Annotated in this window: 16 protein-coding genes; 10 read left to right on the top strand and 6 right to left on the bottom strand. The window is 37.5% G+C overall.

The window, feature by feature from the left end; genetic code table 11:
• Positions 1-16 precede the first annotated feature (16 nt).
• The 8 genes from hisC (at position 17) to HQN86_RS09185 (ending at position 6519) form a co-directional block, all read left to right on the top strand.
• Entirely contained in the window at positions 17-1057 is a 1041-nt protein-coding gene (gene hisC, locus HQN86_RS09150) for a histidinol-phosphate transaminase (RefSeq protein ID WP_172660695.1), read from the top strand.
• Complete coding sequence (hisB, locus tag HQN86_RS09155) at positions 1057-2190, top strand: bifunctional histidinol-phosphatase/imidazoleglycerol-phosphate dehydratase HisB (RefSeq protein WP_172660696.1); 1134 nt, start codon at positions 1057-1059, stop codon at positions 2188-2190. Before hisC ends, hisB begins: the two co-directional genes overlap by 1 nt.
• Before the next feature lie 62 nt (positions 2191-2252).
• A complete protein-coding gene (hisH, locus tag HQN86_RS09160) occupies positions 2253-2846 on the top strand; it encodes an imidazole glycerol phosphate synthase subunit HisH (RefSeq protein WP_172660697.1) in 594 nt (197 codons plus the stop codon).
• A gap of 1 nt (position 2847) precedes the next feature.
• Entirely contained in the window at positions 2848-3597 is a 750-nt protein-coding gene (gene hisA, locus HQN86_RS09165; RefSeq protein WP_172660698.1) for a 1-(5-phosphoribosyl)-5-[(5-phosphoribosylamino)methylideneamino]imidazole-4-carboxamide isomerase, read from the top strand.
• Between the two features lie 3 nt (positions 3598-3600).
• A complete protein-coding gene (gene hisF, locus HQN86_RS09170) occupies positions 3601-4356 on the top strand; it encodes an imidazole glycerol phosphate synthase subunit HisF (RefSeq protein ID WP_172660699.1) in 756 nt (251 codons plus the stop codon).
• A 131-nt stretch (positions 4357-4487) separates the two neighbouring features.
• Positions 4488-5078, top strand: coding sequence for a bifunctional phosphoribosyl-AMP cyclohydrolase/phosphoribosyl-ATP diphosphatase HisIE (hisIE, locus tag HQN86_RS09175; protein ID WP_172660700.1), 591 nt, complete (start codon positions 4488-4490; stop codon positions 5076-5078).
• Between the two features lie 4 nt (positions 5079-5082).
• A complete protein-coding gene (locus tag HQN86_RS09180; protein WP_172660701.1) occupies positions 5083-5985 on the top strand; it encodes a WD40 repeat domain-containing protein in 903 nt (300 codons plus the stop codon).
• Positions 5986-6042: 57 nt separating this feature from the next.
• Complete coding sequence (locus HQN86_RS09185) at positions 6043-6519, top strand: OsmC family protein (RefSeq protein ID WP_172660702.1); 477 nt, start codon at positions 6043-6045, stop codon at positions 6517-6519.
• 25 nt (positions 6520-6544) lie between these two features.
• On the opposite strand, the gene HQN86_RS09190 is transcribed toward HQN86_RS09185, so the two are convergent.
• A complete protein-coding gene (locus tag HQN86_RS09190; RefSeq protein ID WP_172660703.1) occupies positions 6545-7324 on the bottom strand; it encodes a C40 family peptidase in 780 nt (259 codons plus the stop codon).
• A gap of 82 nt (positions 7325-7406) precedes the next feature.
• On the opposite strand from HQN86_RS09190, the gene HQN86_RS09195 reads away from it, so the two are divergent.
• Positions 7407-7862, top strand: coding sequence for a universal stress protein (locus tag HQN86_RS09195; protein ID WP_172660704.1), 456 nt, complete (start codon positions 7407-7409; stop codon positions 7860-7862).
• Positions 7863-7917: 55 nt separating this feature from the next.
• Here the strand turns inward: HQN86_RS09195 and HQN86_RS09200 are convergent, their stop codons facing one another.
• The gene (locus HQN86_RS09200) at positions 7918-8268 is read right to left on the bottom strand and encodes a 4Fe-4S dicluster domain-containing protein (RefSeq protein ID WP_048904300.1); all 351 of its coding nucleotides are present in this window, start codon (positions 8266-8268) and stop codon (positions 7918-7920) included.
• A 77-nt stretch (positions 8269-8345) separates the two neighbouring features.
• Between HQN86_RS09200 and HQN86_RS09205 the strand changes: the two genes are divergently transcribed.
• A complete protein-coding gene (locus HQN86_RS09205) occupies positions 8346-9365 on the top strand; it encodes an acyl-CoA reductase (RefSeq protein WP_172660705.1) in 1020 nt (339 codons plus the stop codon).
• Between the two features lie 68 nt (positions 9366-9433).
• On the opposite strand, the gene HQN86_RS09210 is transcribed toward HQN86_RS09205, so the two are convergent.
• Genes HQN86_RS09210 through HQN86_RS09225 form a run of 4 tightly spaced genes read right to left on the bottom strand, consistent with a single transcriptional unit; the run spans position 9434 to position 15861 of the window.
• On the bottom strand, positions 9434-10420 hold the full coding sequence (locus HQN86_RS09210; RefSeq protein ID WP_172660706.1) for a DUF5007 domain-containing protein: 987 nt from the start codon (positions 10418-10420) through the stop codon (positions 9434-9436).
• Between the two features lie 27 nt (positions 10421-10447).
• Positions 10448-11107: a fasciclin domain-containing protein gene (locus HQN86_RS09215; protein ID WP_172660707.1), complete on the bottom strand. Its 660-nt coding sequence runs from the start codon at positions 11105-11107 to the stop codon at positions 10448-10450.
• Positions 11108-11130: 23 nt separating this feature from the next.
• A complete protein-coding gene (locus tag HQN86_RS09220) occupies positions 11131-12660 on the bottom strand; it encodes a RagB/SusD family nutrient uptake outer membrane protein (protein WP_172660708.1) in 1530 nt (509 codons plus the stop codon).
• A gap of 39 nt (positions 12661-12699) precedes the next feature.
• The gene (locus HQN86_RS09225; protein ID WP_172660709.1) at positions 12700-15861 is read right to left on the bottom strand and encodes a SusC/RagA family TonB-linked outer membrane protein; all 3162 of its coding nucleotides are present in this window, start codon (positions 15859-15861) and stop codon (positions 12700-12702) included.
• Between the last annotated feature and the right edge of the window lie 614 nt (positions 15862-16475).

Consider the following 16475-nt stretch of genomic DNA (forward strand, 5'->3'; position numbering starts at 1 on the left):
AATTAATCCCGTTAACATGGATATTAATAAATTACAAAGAGAAAACATTAAAAACCTTCGCCCCTATTCTACGGCGAGGGATGAATATAAAGGGCAGGCCAGCATATTTTTGGATGCCAATGAGAACAGCTATGGCTCTCCATTAGATCAGAATTACAACCGCTACCCTGATCCTTTACAGCTTGATCTTAAAGATGCAATCAGCAAAATCAAAGGAGTTCCAATTGAAAACACCTTTCTTGGAAATGGAAGCGACGAGGCAATAGATCTTCTTTTCAGAGCTTTTTGTGAGCCGGGGATAGATAACATCATCATCCTTCCTCCTACTTATGGCATGTATGAAGTTTCAGCAAACATCAACAATGTTGAAATACGTAAAGTCGATTTACTACCTAGCTTTCAGCTGGATCTTGAGGGCATCGCAGAGGCTATTGATGAGCACACTAAACTGATCTTTATCTGCTCTCCAAATAACCCTACCGGAAACTCAATTATCCGCACAGATATTGAAACCGTACTGGCTAATTTCAATGGTTTGGTTGTGATAGATGAGGCATACATTAACTACGCAAAACAGCGCACATTTATTAAAGAATTAACGGAGTATCCGAACCTTGTGGTATTGCAAACTTTCTCTAAAGCCTGGGGTTTGGCAGCCCTGCGTTTGGGTATGGCTTTTGCCGCCCGTCCGGTTATAGATGTACTGAATAAAGTTAAACCTCCGTATAATATAAACCAGGCCACACAGGATATTGCTTTGAAAGCTTTGGAGAATATAGAACAGGTAAATGACTGGATTAAAATTACTGTCGAAGAAAGAGATAAATTAAGTACAGATCTGGCTGAATTGGCCATGGTAAGAAAGGTATATCCATCTGATGCTAATTTTATACTAATACAGGTTGATGATGCGTTAAATACATACAACGCCCTGGTAGACCAAGGTATCATCATCAGAGACCGATCTAAAGTATCATTGTGCGAAGGATGCCTGCGCATCACTATTGGAACCACCCAAGAAAACGAAATCCTCTTAAAAGCCCTAAAAACACTATAATGAAGAAAGTATTATTTATAGACCGTGATGGTACACTCATTAAAGAACCCGCGGATGAGCAGATTGATTCATTTGCCAAATTAGAATTTTACCCTAAAGCACTATACTATCTTTCAAAAATTGCAGCAGAGCTGGATTATGAGCTGGTAATGGTTACTAATCAGGATGGTTTAGGCACAGATTCTCATCCTGAGGAGCACTTCTGGCCGGTACATAATTTCATTATGGATACTTTTGCCGGTGAAGGCGTAGAATTTAGTGAGGTAATTATCGACAAAACCTTTGCCCACCAGAATGCAATAACACGCAAACCCAATACAGGACTATTGCAACATTATTTTACCGAGGCCTATGATCTGGACAATTCATTTGTAGTTGGCGACCGTATAAACGACGTTATCCTGGCTAAAAACCTTGGTGCAAAAGCCATATGGATCTGTAATAATGACCAGCTTGGCGCTAATGAAAAGCTTGAAAAGGCGGAGCATTTAACCGAGTATATTGCTTTAAGAACCCAAAATTGGGTGGATATCTATACCATGCTTAAGGCTGGAACAAGAACAATTACTCATGAACGCAATACCAATGAAACAAAGATTAGCATTGGCATTGATCTGGATGGAACTGGCAAAGCTGATATCGATACAGGCTTAAATTTCTTTAACCATATGCTTGACCAGATTGCGCGTCACGGAAGTATTGATTTACGAATCAAAACCAATGGCGATTTGCATATAGATGAGCACCATACTATTGAGGATACTGGTATTGCACTTGGAGAAGCTTTTGCCAAGGCTATAGGTAACAAACTTGGTCTTGAGCGCTATGGTTTCTGCTTGCCTATGGACGATTGTTTAGCTCAGGCAGCAATAGACTTTGGCGGGCGTAACTGGATTGTTTGGGAAGCAGATTTTAAACGTGAAATGGTTGGCGATATGCCTACGGAAATGTTTTATCACTTCTTTAAATCATTTAGTGATGCGGCAAAATGCAACCTGAACATTAAAGCTGAAGGCGAAAACGAGCATCATAAAATTGAAGCTATATTTAAAGCCTTTGCCAAGGCAATTAAAATGGCCATTAAACGTGATGCTGAAAAGCTGGTTTTACCCAGCACTAAGGGAGTATTGTAATTAGATAGCCGTCATCTCGACTTTAGGAGAGATGATGGGAACGAGAAATAAAGAATTGAATAATGATTGGAATAGTAAACTACGGCGCCGGCAACATCTTTTCCCTTACTTCTGCATTGGAAAGGTTAGCTATACCCTTCGGAATGGTAAACACAGAAACTGACCTGGACAAATACACCCACATCATTATTCCAGGTGTGGGACATGCCGGAGCAGCAATGAACAAACTGGAGCAAACAGGGCTTGTTGAGCCAATAAAGGCATTAAAAAAACCGGTACTTGGCATCTGCGTGGGCATGCAATTACTTACCGAACATTCGGAAGAAGGAAATGCCGACATGATGAATATAGTACCTGTTAAAACAAAACTATTCGATAAGAATCAAGGGATTAAAATCCCGCACATGGGTTGGAATAATATAGATCATAAAAACAATTCCTTGTTTGAAGGTGTTGAAAATCTGACACAATTTTACTTTGTGCATTCGTACTTTATTGAATATAACCCTACTTTTGATATCGCGACTGCAAATTATGGAAAACCATTTTCTGCAGCAGTGCAAAAGGATAATTTCTATGGCGTACAATTTCATCCAGAGAAATCTGGTATCGCCGGAGAGCGTTTATTAAAGAATTTTTCAAACTTAAAACAGTAAAATGTACATAATTCCCGCAATTGATATTCTAGATGGTAAGGTAGTTCGCCTTAGAGAAGGTGATTATAACCAAAAAACAGTATATGATGTTTCCATCGCTGAAATGATAGACACTTACCGGTCTAATGGTACAGAATTCATACATATTATTGATCTAAATGGAGCAAAAGGAGATTTCAGTAACCAGGCAGCGCTTTTTGACATCATTAGGAAAACCGACATGCGTGTTCAGTATGGAGGTGGTATCCGCACAATTAAGCAAGTTACAGATTTGCTTGACGCAGGTATTCATCGTGTTATTGTTGGCACACAGGCCATTACCAACCCTGATTTCTTAAAAGATCTTAGTGCTGAAGTAGGCAAAAAATATGACTATGCCAACCGTATTGTTATTGCTATTGACGTATTAGACGAAGTAATTAAATACTCAGGTTGGATGGAAAGTTCACCAATTAAGCTAATGGATTATGTTGACAAGTGCTTACAACTTGGCTTTTTCAGGTTCCTATGTACAGATATCAACAAAGATGGCAAACTAGGTGGCGCAGCCGTAGATTTGTATAAAAAACTATTGGAGCACTCTCCGTTTATAAAACTGATTGCATCGGGTGGTATCAGTTCAATGGCCGACATTGAAGAACTGGCAAACCTGGATATCCGTTCAGTAGTTGTTGGCAAGGCAATATATGAAAACAGGATTTCTATTGATGAAATTAAGCAATGGAATCTGAAGCAAATGACCTCTCTTTAACCGATGTTAAGCAAACGTATTATTCCATGCCTTGATGTTAAAGATGGGCGCACGGTTAAAGGTGTAAATTTTGTTGACCTTAAAGATGCCGGGGATCCGGTTGAACTTGCCTGGCAGTATGCGCAGCAAGGAGCTGATGAACTGGTGTTTTTAGACATTACCGCAACTCATGAAAGACGTGGTACCACGATAGAAATGGTGAAGTCGGTAGCCCGTCAGCTAAATATCCCGTTTACCATAGGTGGGGGTATAACTACCATTGCTGACGCTGAAGCACTATTGAATTCCGGTGCTGACAAGATCAGCATTAACTCTGCGGCAGTCAGAAACCCCTCGTTAATTGAGGATTTAGCTAAAGCATTTGGTGTTCAGTTTGTAGTGGTGGCTGTTGACACTAAACTGGTAGATGGCAAAAATATGGTTCACCTTAATGGCGGACGGTTGATTACTGAACTGGAAACAGAAGACTGGATTCTTAAGGCTGAAAGTTTGGGAGCAGGTGAAATTCTATTGACTTCAATGGATCACGACGGCACTAAAAATGGCTTTGATTGCTTATTACTTGATAAAATAGCACGATCTATCAACATCCCTGTAATTGCCTCGGGTGGCGCAGGGAAGGTTGAACACTTTACGGAGGTATTTTTAGAGACAGGTGTTGATGCTGCTTTGGCAGCCTCGGTTTTTCACTTTGGTGAGATTCCTATCCCCTATTTAAAAAGCGAATTAAAAAAACACAATATACCGGTAAGGTTGTAGCAAAATCTTGTAACTAAAGCGGCCGTCATCCTGAATTTATTTTAGGATCCCGCAAGAGAAAGATAAATAACATGGCCGGGATGCTGAGATAAATTCAGCATGACGAGATCGTGTAAAGAGTTAAAAAAGATATGAACATAGATTTTGAAAAAACACAGGGTTTGGTACCTGTAATTATACAGGATGTACAAACCCTGGAAGTTTTAATGCTGGGTTATATGAACCAGGAAGCATGGGATAAAACACTTGCAGAGGGAAAAGTTACTTTCTTTTCGCGCAGTAAAAACAGACTATGGACTAAAGGTGAGGAAAGCGGAAACTTTCTTTTTGTAAAGGAAACGCATATAGATTGCGATAATGATACAATTTTAATAAAAGCTACGCCGGTAGGTCCTACTTGCCATACAGGTTCTCGTAGCTGCTTTAAAACTGACTACAACCAGAACTTTATATTTGAGCTGGAACAGATCATTGCCGATCGCTATGAAAACCCTTCTGAAGAATCTTATGTAAATAAGCTTCGTTCAAAAGGGCTCAATAAAATTGCACAAAAAGTTGGTGAAGAAGGTGTTGAAACTGTTATAGCTGCACTGGCCGAAACTGATGTGGATTTCGTTAACGAAAGCTCCGACCTGATCTTTCATTTATTGGTTTTACTTAGAGAAAAGGGCAAAACCCTGGCAGATATCGGCTTAAATCTAAAAGGTCGACATAGCAAATAATTATATGTTAAAGCACTTACATACACTTAGCGGTCATCAAAACCCAATTTATGCACTTGCAAGTCCTGCTGCAAAAGAAGGCTTCTTCTTTAGCGCAGGCAATGATAAAGGCGTAGTAGAATGGTCATTAAAAACAATGACCTTTGTTAAGGTTCTGGTGCCCGTACAAAGCTCCGTATATGCTTTACATAGTTATAAAGATTTACTCTTTATAGCACAAAGAAGTGGGTTAATTCTTGTATTTGACATAAAGCTTGAGAAAACCATTGCTACTTTAAGTCATCACCAAAAGGGAGTATTCGATCTAAAAACCATTGCTTATAAAAACGAACTTTTAAGTACCGGAGAAGATGGAACAGTGGCTGTATGGTCGCTCAGTGATTTCTCATTGCTATATAATTTCCCTGTTTTACACAATACAGTTCGTACCATTGCGATAAGCAATTCAGAAGAAGAAGTTGCTTTTGGTTGTAAAGATGGAATTATCAGAGTTTACAATTCTTTGGATTATGGCTTAAAGATTGAGTTGAGCAGTCATAAACTCCCAATCACTTCATTGCAATATGCTCCGAATGGAGCATCTTTAATTTCGGGTGGCCGTGATGCACAATTAAAGGTATGGAACTTACCAAACTATGAATTGGCAAATAACATAGCAGCACATATGTTCAGTGTATACACTATCGCCTTCCACCCTACTCAGCCTTATTTTGCTACCTGCAGTCAGGACAAGAGCATTAAGCTATGGGGAGCCAATGATTTCAAACTATATAAGATCCTTAGTTTAGAAAAAAATACGGAGGGCCATTTCCATTCTATTAACAAACTCATCTGGAGTTCAGATGGTAAATACCTGATCTCTACAGGCGATGACCGACAGGTAATGGTTTGGGAGTTTAATTCTTAAAGTATACTATTTTTTTAAGGAAAGTTTGTTTAAATTGGAGGCTACTAAGTATAAGTTATGGCCAAAGAACATCTATATCAAACGAGTTTAACATGGACAGGTAATAAAGGTTCAGGAACAATGGACTACCGGTCTTACGAAAGAAGTTATATCATATCAATAGACCATAAAGCGGATATCCAGGGATCATCAGATTCGGCATTTTTAGGGGATAAAACCAAACACAATCCAGAAGATTTGTTGGTTTCATCATTATCATCATGCCACATGCTTTGGTTTTTACATCTATGCTCTCAAAATGAGATCATAGTATTGGATTATACCGACAATGCCGTAGGAAAAATGGCCGAAGAACCTAGTGGAAGCGGTCATTTTACCGAAGTTATTTTAAACCCTGTGGTGGTAATTAACAATGAGGACCACGTAGAAAAAGCGAATTCATTACACGAACAGGCAAACAAGATGTGCTTTATTGCTAATTCTTGCAATTTCCCCGTATCCCACAACCCTAAATGTATAGTAGAAAAGGGTTAAATTGATCGAGCTTAACTTAGAATCGTTAAGTTAATCGCTTAATGATTCTAAGCTTATGAGAATATCTTCCTAATTCAGCATTGTAAATACCCTGATTATCCATTGGATCTATCCTGACTTTACCTGAAGCGTGAATTATATCAGTTGCATTTAACATAATACCAACATGAATAATGCGACCATCTTCATTATCGAAGAAAGCTACATCCCCTGGTTTAACTTCAGGCAAAAAATCAACTGTGGTACCTTGTTCTGCCTGCTGCCATGCATCTCTGTTTAACTGTATCCCGTTTAGTTTAAAAACGATCTGCACAAATCCGGAACAATCCATTCCAAACAAATTTTTGCCCCCCCATAAATAAGGAACGTTTTGAAAGAAAAGTGCCGTATTTATAACATCGATTTGGTCCGAAGGAGGAACTACTCTTGGACTAAACAAAACCTTGTACTTTTCAGTGCCTATACTGCAATAACCATTATTAAACGAAGGAAGATTACTACCTGGAGAGATATAATATTTACTGCCCTGCTCATCTGTTATTACATTCCCTATTTCGGCCGGGGCCAGGTATTTGCAACTATGATTACTTACGAACTCTTCTAACGATACTTCTGTTAACTGCTTAAAGTCTAACCAACCCTCATATCCATCAAAAGCATTGCGTACTTGCCACCACTTTTCATTTCGTTGCAGTATCTCCACATGATCTCCAAAAAGCAATTGAGATGCAATTTCAGCTCTGTCTGATGGTTCAGATCTTAAGGGTGCAACTGCCACCCTACATATTCCATAGTATTGTTCCATAGCATAAAATCAATGGTATAAATGTAAACTTTTGCACAGTTATTTTGTTATTTTTATAGTATAAACCTTAATCTATAAGACGATGAACCTCAAAAAAATTTTAATTGCTGTTGATAATAGTACTTGTTCAGAAAAAGCAGCAAAAGTTGGTTATGAAGTAGCGAAGACGTTTGGCGCAGAGGTTGCACTTGTCAACATTATAGAACCCGTGCCTGCGAACATCAGCCCTGACTTAACACTGGCCCCTGTTTTTCTGGAAACTTACGACAACAGTGAAGAAAACAGTCATTTATTATTAAAAGAAATTGAAACTAAATTTAGTCATGGCATAGCTACCACCTATTTAAGCGTGGTTGATAGTGCTGCACACGGGATTATACAGCAATCTGATGAGTACGGTTCTGATCTTATTGTAATTGGTACTTACGGCCGAACAGGTTTATATCATTTTTTAATGGGAAGTGTTGCTGAGCACGTAGCTAGAAAATCTGCATGTCCCGTTTTAATTGTTCCAAACAAGTATGAAGAAAAAGCTTAAATAAAAAAGGACACCCTTTGGGTGTCCTGTATAAATTTGATTATAAAAGCTAAAACTAGTTCTCTTGGTGTAACCAAGCTTTTTTAGCCAATAATTCTTCTTCTGTTTCGCGAACATCCTCGTCATCAACGCAGCAATCTACCGGACAAACCGCAGCACATTGAGGTTCATCATGAAAGCCTTTACATTCTGTACACTTATCTGAAACAATATAATAGACCTCATCAGAGGCTGCATCCTGTGCAGCTTCAGCATCTATTTGTTTGTCGCCAAAGTCGATAATACCATTTAAGTTAGTACCATCAGAAAATCTCCAGGCAGTGCCTGCATCGTAAATTGCATTATTTGGGCATTCAGGCTCACATGCTCCGCAGTTAATACATTCGTCTGTTATTTTAATAGCCATGTCTTCGTGTAAATCTATTGCTAAGGGTTACCTTTGCATTGCAAATATAACACTTAAACTTTAAAATTGTTGGAAATATGCCAATCCTTACTACGGAAAAACTAATTATTGCTTTAAAAAAACTTAGTGACTATATAGCCAATCCCGATCAGGGATTCAAAAACCTGATTTTAGCGGCTCAAAACAGCAATGCCTGGTTTACTATAGATGAGGTTGAAAGATCATTAAATGCTTTGCATAAAATGCTTAACCAACAAGATCTGGAAACCTGGTTCAGAAATATTACGATTAATAAAAACCCTAAAAAAGTTGGACTAATATTGGCAGGAAACATCCCTCTTGTAGGTTTTCATGATGTATTATCTGTTTTGGCGACCGGAAACATAGCGCTTATTAAGCTCTCATCATCTGACGATAAATTGCTGCCTGCCCTACTCGCTCAGCTAATTATTATTGAGCCTCAACTGGCAGATCATATTGTTTATGTTGAACGTTTAAAAGATTTTGATGCTGTGATTGCTACCGGCAGTAATAACACTTCAAGATATTTTGATTTTTATTTTGGTAAGGTCCCAAATATCATTCGAAAAAACAGGAATAGTGTTGCAGTCTTAAACGGACAAGAAAAGCCTTCTGAAATCGCATCACTTGGTCATGATGTATTTGATTATTTTGGGTTAGGTTGCAGAAATGTTTCTAAACTATTTATCCCGGAGGATTATAGTATCAAAGAGTTCTTTGAACCAATAGAACATTTCAAAGAAATTATTAATCATTTCAAATACAACAACAATTACGATTATAACAAATCTATTTACCTGGTAAATATGGCTGAGCACTACGATAACGGTTTCCTATTGTTAAAAGAAGATTCAGGAATGTCATCGCCATTAGCTGTATTGTATTATGAGCGTTATAAAAACATCGATGATGTTGCAACTAAGCTAAGGGCAGAAGAAGAAAATATTCAATGTGTAGTAAGTAACATCCCTTTTGAACTAAAAACCGCTGTATTATCATTCGGAGAAAGTCAGGTTCCAAAACTATGGGATTATGCAGATAATGTTGATACCATAGCATTCCTTAAAACGATATAAAAAACCCGGCATACTTAACATATAAACGATATATTAAGTATGCCGGGTTTTGCTTTTGATACAACCTATTATTTGTGTATTACGCCATTTAATTTAATGGTTATTAAATAGGTACCCAGTTGCTTAATCTGGAATCCAAATCTTGGATTGATACTAAATGTGGTTCCAGGAGGATGATTTGCCGGGAATGTAGTTAACGACGCAAACTTACTTGGTATTCTGTAGTACATTAGAAAATCTCCATATCCGCTAATTCTCTTTATCGGGAAAGGCGTAATCTCAAAATTACAAACCATCGAAGTATCTGTATACGTTACAGGGTTAAATTTCGCATAAGATTCAAACGTCGGCCTATCTCCTCTTTTGATGATCTCTCCTGTCTTAGGGTTAAATGGAACTCCATTTTGATCCACAATCTTTACAATTGCATTTGTACCCTGGTCACTGATTTTTTCAATGATCATTTCTGGATTAGCAGACAATGCGCCATTGTCAGTCGCAACTCCATTATCATTAAACCAGCTTGCTGCTATTGCATAAGGCTTAAACAATTCCGGATCTCTAAAATGAATTTCGCCAATGTTTTTAAACACCTTTGTCCCGCTCTCATTACTTACCTCTACGTCAAATTCATATTCAGATCTTGCTGGCAAAAATGCGGTTCCTGCATTAAACAGAAATTGTCCGCTAGGCAAAAACTCAAAAGGAGGCAGCATTTTCTTCTCTCTTTTCGCATTTACCTGCGCAATGGTAGTATCTACGTCCGGATCAATTGGCTGTTTGTAAACATAAACCTCATGTTCTGCATAAAATTCCTCAGCTTTTTGGCTTGTTCCTTTTTTTCTTACTTCCAGTAACTTAACTAAAACAGGAAGCGTTGACCCATCTAAATTTAGTGAGCTTGTTACTACTTTTACATTACCCTGTTCAATTGAAAAGGGGCTGTCTTTATAATACATTGTTTCTCCAATAAAACCTACAGGGATCTTTTTACAACCCACCCAGGCTAAACTTGCGCATACAATTAGTATTAGTGCATATCTTATAATTTTCATTTCGTTCAATTTAATTGAGTAAAAGATTTACCAGTAAAATTTGTGGGTATTATTTAATACGTGGAGTACCCCGTTGGTAGTCAAAATCCCTGAGGTCTGAACCAGCTCTATTATATCCCTGTCCTCATCCAGATAATCATCAGGAATTGGATTCGGGTCCAGACCATTCCTGATCTTGGTTAGATAAAGATACTGTGGTCTAGTGGTTACAAGCCCGGTATAGCTATCAACTTGTTTTAGTAAAATAGAAAAATCCTCGCCAGACAGACTCTTGAAAACTTTATTTTCTAAAGAAAGCTGCTCACGATTAATCTTACCGGTAAAAAGATGAGATCTTAGTGAATCTCTTAGCTCCGGAACAGGCAAACTATCCAACGTATACTTGATATTCTCATCCTGATACTTCTGTTGAATAATTAGTGTTCTTCTTGCCAGAAGTGCTTTAATTGAATAATCTGTAGGAGCAAAAAAGGTATTATTCCCGTTGATTTCATCTTTCAATCCAGCCTTATCAATAAGAACTACCAGGGTATCAAATAGAGGTTTGGTTTTAAGAAAATCATAAGTCGTCATATTTACATGTGGATCATGTAAATCGCCTCCGATGATATAGTCGTTCTTTTTACAGGCGGTAAATGCAACACAAAAAGCGACTAGAGTTAAAATGTATGATAATTTAATTTTCATGATATTTAATTTAAGTGACCAGGTTATCTTAATTTTCCGATCCAGTATTTATTTTGTGTCAATTGTTTATTATCAACAAATAATCCTCTGTTAATAGGCCATTTCCAACCTTCCTCATCGTATCTTGATTGAGGGAAGCGACTAGCATCAAGATAGTCAACGACCATCTTGTTTCGCACCATATCGTACCAGGTATGGCCTTCACAAAACAATTCGCGGAAAGTCTCATCAAATATTTCATATCTAAGATCTTCTCCACTTCCGGCATAATTCTCAAGATTAGACCTTCTTTTAACTTCATTTAAATCTGTGAGTGCCTGACCATCTTTATTTAGTAATGCATTACACTCTGCCCTTAACAACAACATTTCTGCTAATCGGAAAATGCTGATATTACAATCTATTACCGCACCTGTCTGGGCATTAGGATCTTTAAAAGTTAAATTCTGTTTGTTTTTACCAATGTATTTTGTGAGAATCATATCTTCAGGTTTAGACCTGTCGAAATAATAGTTATATCTCGCATCCGAATCATCAGCAAAAATTGCATTAACCATCTCCCTATCAAAAATGGTTGATTTAGACTGTCCTGGTATGTAAGGAATGCCTAGGGTATAATTATAAAAACCGCTTTCCTGATACTCGCCCTGACCGAAACTTGTATTGATCTCAAAGATGCCTTCTGATGATTTACCTTTAAATAATCTGGCAAAATTTGAAGCTGGCTCCAGCATGTACTTCCCAGAAGCGGTTATAGAATCTATTGCTGCAACCGCATTATTTAATAATCCTTGGTCAGCATCTTTAGTTACAAAATACTTCCATCTATTTAAATGAGCCATTAGCGCAAAAGCAGCACCTTTATCAGCCCTTACTATCTCCTCGTTACTGGTTTTCCAATTTAAAAGTTTAACTGCTTTATTCATGTCCACAACACAAGAATCTAAAACTGTAACCTCTGAGGTACGCGCAATATTCTTAGACGATACAGGATCCGGGTCAAACTGAAGTACCAACGGCAAATCTCCCCATATACGAACCATATAAAAATAGGTGTAGGCACGAATAAAATAAGCCTCTCCAATAATCTTCCTTTTATCAGCAGGTGTCTTAAATACATTATCAGGCATTTTACCTACTTTTTCGATTACGGTATTTGCTTGTGTTATTGTTTTATAAAAGGGAGTCCAGGTTTGGAAATCATCCAGATAATCACCTCTAAAATCATTAACATTTAATCCTGTTCCATAATACTGGTCTCCTTTAACAAGGAAATTTAATGCATAATCACCTCCCTCGGTAAAAACTCCCGCGGTAAAATCGCCAAACACAAAATTTGACATACCTTGTCCGCCAAGAGTAAGCGACTTACGCAATAAGGAATAGGCCCCCATTAAGCCAGAAGTTGCATCATCCTGAGTTTTCCAATACACTCCTTCATATACCGAACCTTCAGGTTTTAAGTCTAATAATTTTTTGCAGGAAAATAGTCCTGTGCAAAGCATTCCTCCTAAAAGAAAAATACTTAATGCTCTATATTTTGATAAAATCATGATCTATGTTCTAATTATTAATTATTTATTTAAAGCCGCTTAAAAAGATGCCTGAATACCAAAGGTGAATTTTCTAGGTACCGGATAACTATCTCCTGTATATATTCCCAGCTCATTCACTGCTTCAACATCCGGTAATGTTGATTTCTGGAAAGAGTAAACATTATCTATGATGGTATAAACCTGCAAGCGTTTCATTTTTAATTTTTCCAGCAACTTGGTCGGAACATTATAAGCTAAATTGATGTATTTAATTTTCGCATAAGATCCATCTTCCATATAGGCTGAAGAGAAATTATTAAACTGATAATAATAATCACCGTAAGGATTTAAGTCGGCGTAGGTAGCCTTATCGCCCGGTTTACGCCATATAGGCAATTTATCCAGATTGATAAGCCCAGTGTTTGGGAAGCTTCCAAGTTGTTTATATTGATCAAGTAAACTTGAGATATAAGTGTTATACACCTCTCTGCCTAATAAGAAGGTTGTAAAAACTTCAAGAGAGAAATTTTTATAAGTAAAGGTATTGCTTAAACCACCTGTAATTCTTGGATTCGGATTACCAACCCTTACTTTATCAAAATGATCCCATACATCATAGTCAAAGTTTTGATCTATCCATCTGTATGAGCCAGGTTTTGCAGTCTGCGATCCGTTCCAATAAGTAATCAGATCTCCAGTGCGCGGATCAAAAGGGATTTCATTTTTATCTGTATATACCCCTGCCGATTTAACCAGGAAATATTCATAAATAGGACGCCCTTTTGTAAGTATAAAAGTAGTACCTGTATTACCATCTGTAACCATAATGTCTCTATTACCATTAGGCAACGACATGATTTGATTTTTGTTGAATGACATTACCAATCTTGGATTCCATTGAAATTTGCTCTCAGGACTGAATACTCTTCCTGTAACATTTAAATCAACCCCTAAATTCCTAACATCAACAGCATTAGTTCTAACTTTATCATACCCGCTGGTAACCGGCATAATCAAATCGAAAATAAGGTCTGATGTACCACGGTTATAAGCATCAACAGATATGTTTAATCTGCTTTTAAATAATTCTGCATCAATACCAATATTCGATTGGATTGATCTTTCCCATGTTAAATTATCTTGTGTAATAGATCCGGGATTATAAGTTACCGAGTTTACACCATTGTAGGTATTTGTAGCGGCAGAGCCTTGATACCCTGCACCACCATTTCCGGTAATGTATGAGTTAAATGGCGCATAGTAATCGGCCGGTAAGTTACCTGAAACACCATAACTACCTCTTATTTTCAGTAATGACACCCAATTCTCTGCTGATTTCATAAACGGCTCGTCAGATATTACCCAACCTGCCGAAACAGAAGGAAAGTGGGCCCACCTGTAATTCTTACCAAAACGAGATGAGGCATCGGCACGGAAACTAACAGAGAAGAGATACTTATCTTTATAATCATAACTTGCTCTTCCGAAAAACGACAGCATTCCTGAAGCTTCGCGTTTAGACCCCGTTATCATATTACCGTATGGATCACTATACGCATATTCATTAATACCCTGAACAGTAGAAATTACATTATTCCCTTTTCCAATCCCCCCAATCCCTGTATATTCTCTTGTCAGGTAGTTTATCGTATTTCCACCCAGTACGGTAATGTGGTGGTCATTATTCACCGAAGTAGTATACGAAAGAAGGTTGTCTATATTAAAGTTATCAAAGTTCGATCTAGACGATTGAGCATAAAAATTACCCTCCGCATCCAAAATACTTGGCCTAAAGATGTCTCTGCCGCCTTTGCTTGATTGCAACGATCCTTGTGTTTGAAAATGAAACTTTTTACTGATATCGTAATTTAGTGTTATACTAGACGTAATATCATCATTGATATTCTTATCCTTAACCTGATCCAGCACACCTGTAAAGTTTTGCATATCCACATCACTTATATATAACAGTGAAGTTGGAAACGTCCCTGCATTTATTGGAAGAGGGTTTTCCCAAGGTGCTTGTCCACGTCCTCTGGCGCGGTCTCCCCTCGACAATCTAAATAATGCATCAAGTTTAAGACGCTCTGAAAGCTTAACTCCCATTGATCCCGACATGGTATAACGTTTAAAACCTGTTCCTTTAATAATACCACCCTCGTTGTAGTAGTTACCACTAAAGCGATAATTCATAGTCTCTGAGCCACCAGATGCAGAAGCATCATAATTTTGAATGATACCTGTGCGATAAAATATTCCCTGCCAATCGTTCGCATTATTAAATGCAGGATTTAAACTATCGGTTAGTATCATAGGATATAGCCCCTGTTGCTCATGGCTGGCGTACTTGTTCAAATAATCCATTTTATACCTGCGCTCCTGAGCACCTGTGATGTACTCTTGCATCTCACCTTGTTTAGAAACACCGGTATACGCACTTACATTAATCTCAGGTTTACCAGACTTACCACGCTTAGTTTTAACAACTACTACTCCGTTTGCACCTCTTGATCCATAGATTGATGCGGCTGCAGCATCTTTTAAAACATCAATGGATTCTATATCATTAGGATTTATTCCTGCAATGAAGTTGGTTCCTGTTAAATCTCCAAATGAGGTTACATCCTCACTTGAAATAGGAATTCCATCTATCACAAATAATGGGCTGCTTAAGGCACGTGCTGCATTTACTGCTCTTCCGATTGATGAATTACCACGTACAACAAATGTTGGTGTACCACCGGGCTCACCTGAGAATGCCTGAACATTTAGTCCCGCCACCCTACCTTGCAAGAGTTTATCAAATGTTGGAGATGGTAAATTTTCAATGTCTTTAGCTTTTACTGTAGATACTGCTGCAGTAGTTTTTTTCCTTGATACTTCCTGGTATCCAATTACGACTACATCTTTAAGCGCATTTGCAGAAGGAGCCAATTGAACATTGACCTCAGTTTGCCCGGCAATGTTTACATCCTTGGCATTATATCCTATATATGAAAAATGAAGAACACCATCTGCAGGTGCATCAATTGTAAATTTTCCATTTCCATCTGTACTAACCCCCTTAGAGGTTCCTTTTAATGTAACGGATACTCCTGGAAGAGGACCACCGTCGTCTGATCCTTTAACTGTTCCGCTAATCTTTTTTTGTGCGAATGCAATTACAGAAAACAGTAGCAACAGGCAGGTCAAGAGTTGCTTCTTGTAAAAATTATTCATAAACATTTTTTTAGTTTAAAATCAAATAGTTGAATTCAATGAAGAGCGATTTTCTTTCAATCTGTTAAGTGGCTGGACTATTCCTGGATAGCCATATTCACCAATTGCAGTTAGGTGACTTGATTTTTCATGGGTTGGTTAGTTGTTAGTTTAAGTTAGTTTGTTAATACAATTAAGGCATAGGAATTCCCCGGCTATATTTATTGTAAATAGCTAATTGAGGTTTACCTAATTCCCTCGTTTAAAATTATATATGGTTATTTGTTGTTCTGGTTTGATGCCCTAAATCAAATCCTGGTTAATGGTTAATAATTAATTCTCAAGCTTTTATGTGCTAAAAATATTATTGCTGTTTTAGTTGATAGCCCTAATCTAGTGTTATTGAAATGTCATTTAACAATCTTTAACAACGCAACCGTTTGCATTAACCAAATAAGATTATACATAGTCCTCATATCAAGATATAAGTCTTAAACAATATTGGAAATAATTTAACTATAAAGACATATTCATTCACAATTCATTACATATGCAAATGATAGGAAAACCAAATAAGTTAGATATATCAATAATTCAACACAAACGGTTGCTTTAGATAAAAAATGTTACTTTAC

The organism is Pedobacter panaciterrae (genome assembly GCF_013204795.1).
In the GTDB taxonomy this organism is placed as follows: domain Bacteria; phylum Bacteroidota; class Bacteroidia; order Sphingobacteriales; family Sphingobacteriaceae; genus Pedobacter; species Pedobacter panaciterrae.

What these genes read in the sequence shown, in the direction of transcription:
- HQN86_RS09225 (WP_172660709.1), bottom strand. Translation starts at nt 15,861, where the DNA reads ATGAATAATTTTTACAAGAAGCAACTCTTGACCTGCCTGTTGCTACTG.
- hisIE (WP_172660700.1), top strand. Translation starts at nt 4,488, where the DNA reads ATGAACATAGATTTTGAAAAAACACAGGGTTTGGTACCTGTAATTATA.
- HQN86_RS09185 (WP_172660702.1), top strand. Translation starts at nt 6,043, where the DNA reads ATGGCCAAAGAACATCTATATCAAACGAGTTTAACATGGACAGGTAAT.
- HQN86_RS09215 (WP_172660707.1), bottom strand. Translation starts at nt 11,107, where the DNA reads ATGAAAATTAAATTATCATACATTTTAACTCTAGTCGCTTTTTGTGTT.
- HQN86_RS09200 (WP_048904300.1), bottom strand. Translation starts at nt 8,268, where the DNA reads ATGGCTATTAAAATAACAGACGAATGTATTAACTGCGGAGCATGTGAG.
- HQN86_RS09180 (WP_172660701.1), top strand. Translation starts at nt 5,083, where the DNA reads ATGTTAAAGCACTTACATACACTTAGCGGTCATCAAAACCCAATTTAT.
- HQN86_RS09190 (WP_172660703.1), bottom strand. Translation starts at nt 7,324, where the DNA reads ATGGAACAATACTATGGAATATGTAGGGTGGCAGTTGCACCCTTAAGA.
- hisC (WP_172660695.1), top strand. Translation starts at nt 17, where the DNA reads ATGGATATTAATAAATTACAAAGAGAAAACATTAAAAACCTTCGCCCC.
- hisH (WP_172660697.1), top strand. Translation starts at nt 2,253, where the DNA reads ATGATTGGAATAGTAAACTACGGCGCCGGCAACATCTTTTCCCTTACT.
- HQN86_RS09220 (WP_172660708.1), bottom strand. Translation starts at nt 12,660, where the DNA reads ATGATTTTATCAAAATATAGAGCATTAAGTATTTTTCTTTTAGGAGGA.
- hisF (WP_172660699.1), top strand. Translation starts at nt 3,601, where the DNA reads ATGTTAAGCAAACGTATTATTCCATGCCTTGATGTTAAAGATGGGCGC.
- HQN86_RS09195 (WP_172660704.1), top strand. Translation starts at nt 7,407, where the DNA reads ATGAACCTCAAAAAAATTTTAATTGCTGTTGATAATAGTACTTGTTCA.
- HQN86_RS09205 (WP_172660705.1), top strand. Translation starts at nt 8,346, where the DNA reads ATGCCAATCCTTACTACGGAAAAACTAATTATTGCTTTAAAAAAACTT.
- HQN86_RS09210 (WP_172660706.1), bottom strand. Translation starts at nt 10,420, where the DNA reads ATGAAAATTATAAGATATGCACTAATACTAATTGTATGCGCAAGTTTA.
- hisB (WP_172660696.1), top strand. Translation starts at nt 1,057, where the DNA reads ATGAAGAAAGTATTATTTATAGACCGTGATGGTACACTCATTAAAGAA.
- hisA (WP_172660698.1), top strand. Translation starts at nt 2,848, where the DNA reads ATGTACATAATTCCCGCAATTGATATTCTAGATGGTAAGGTAGTTCGC.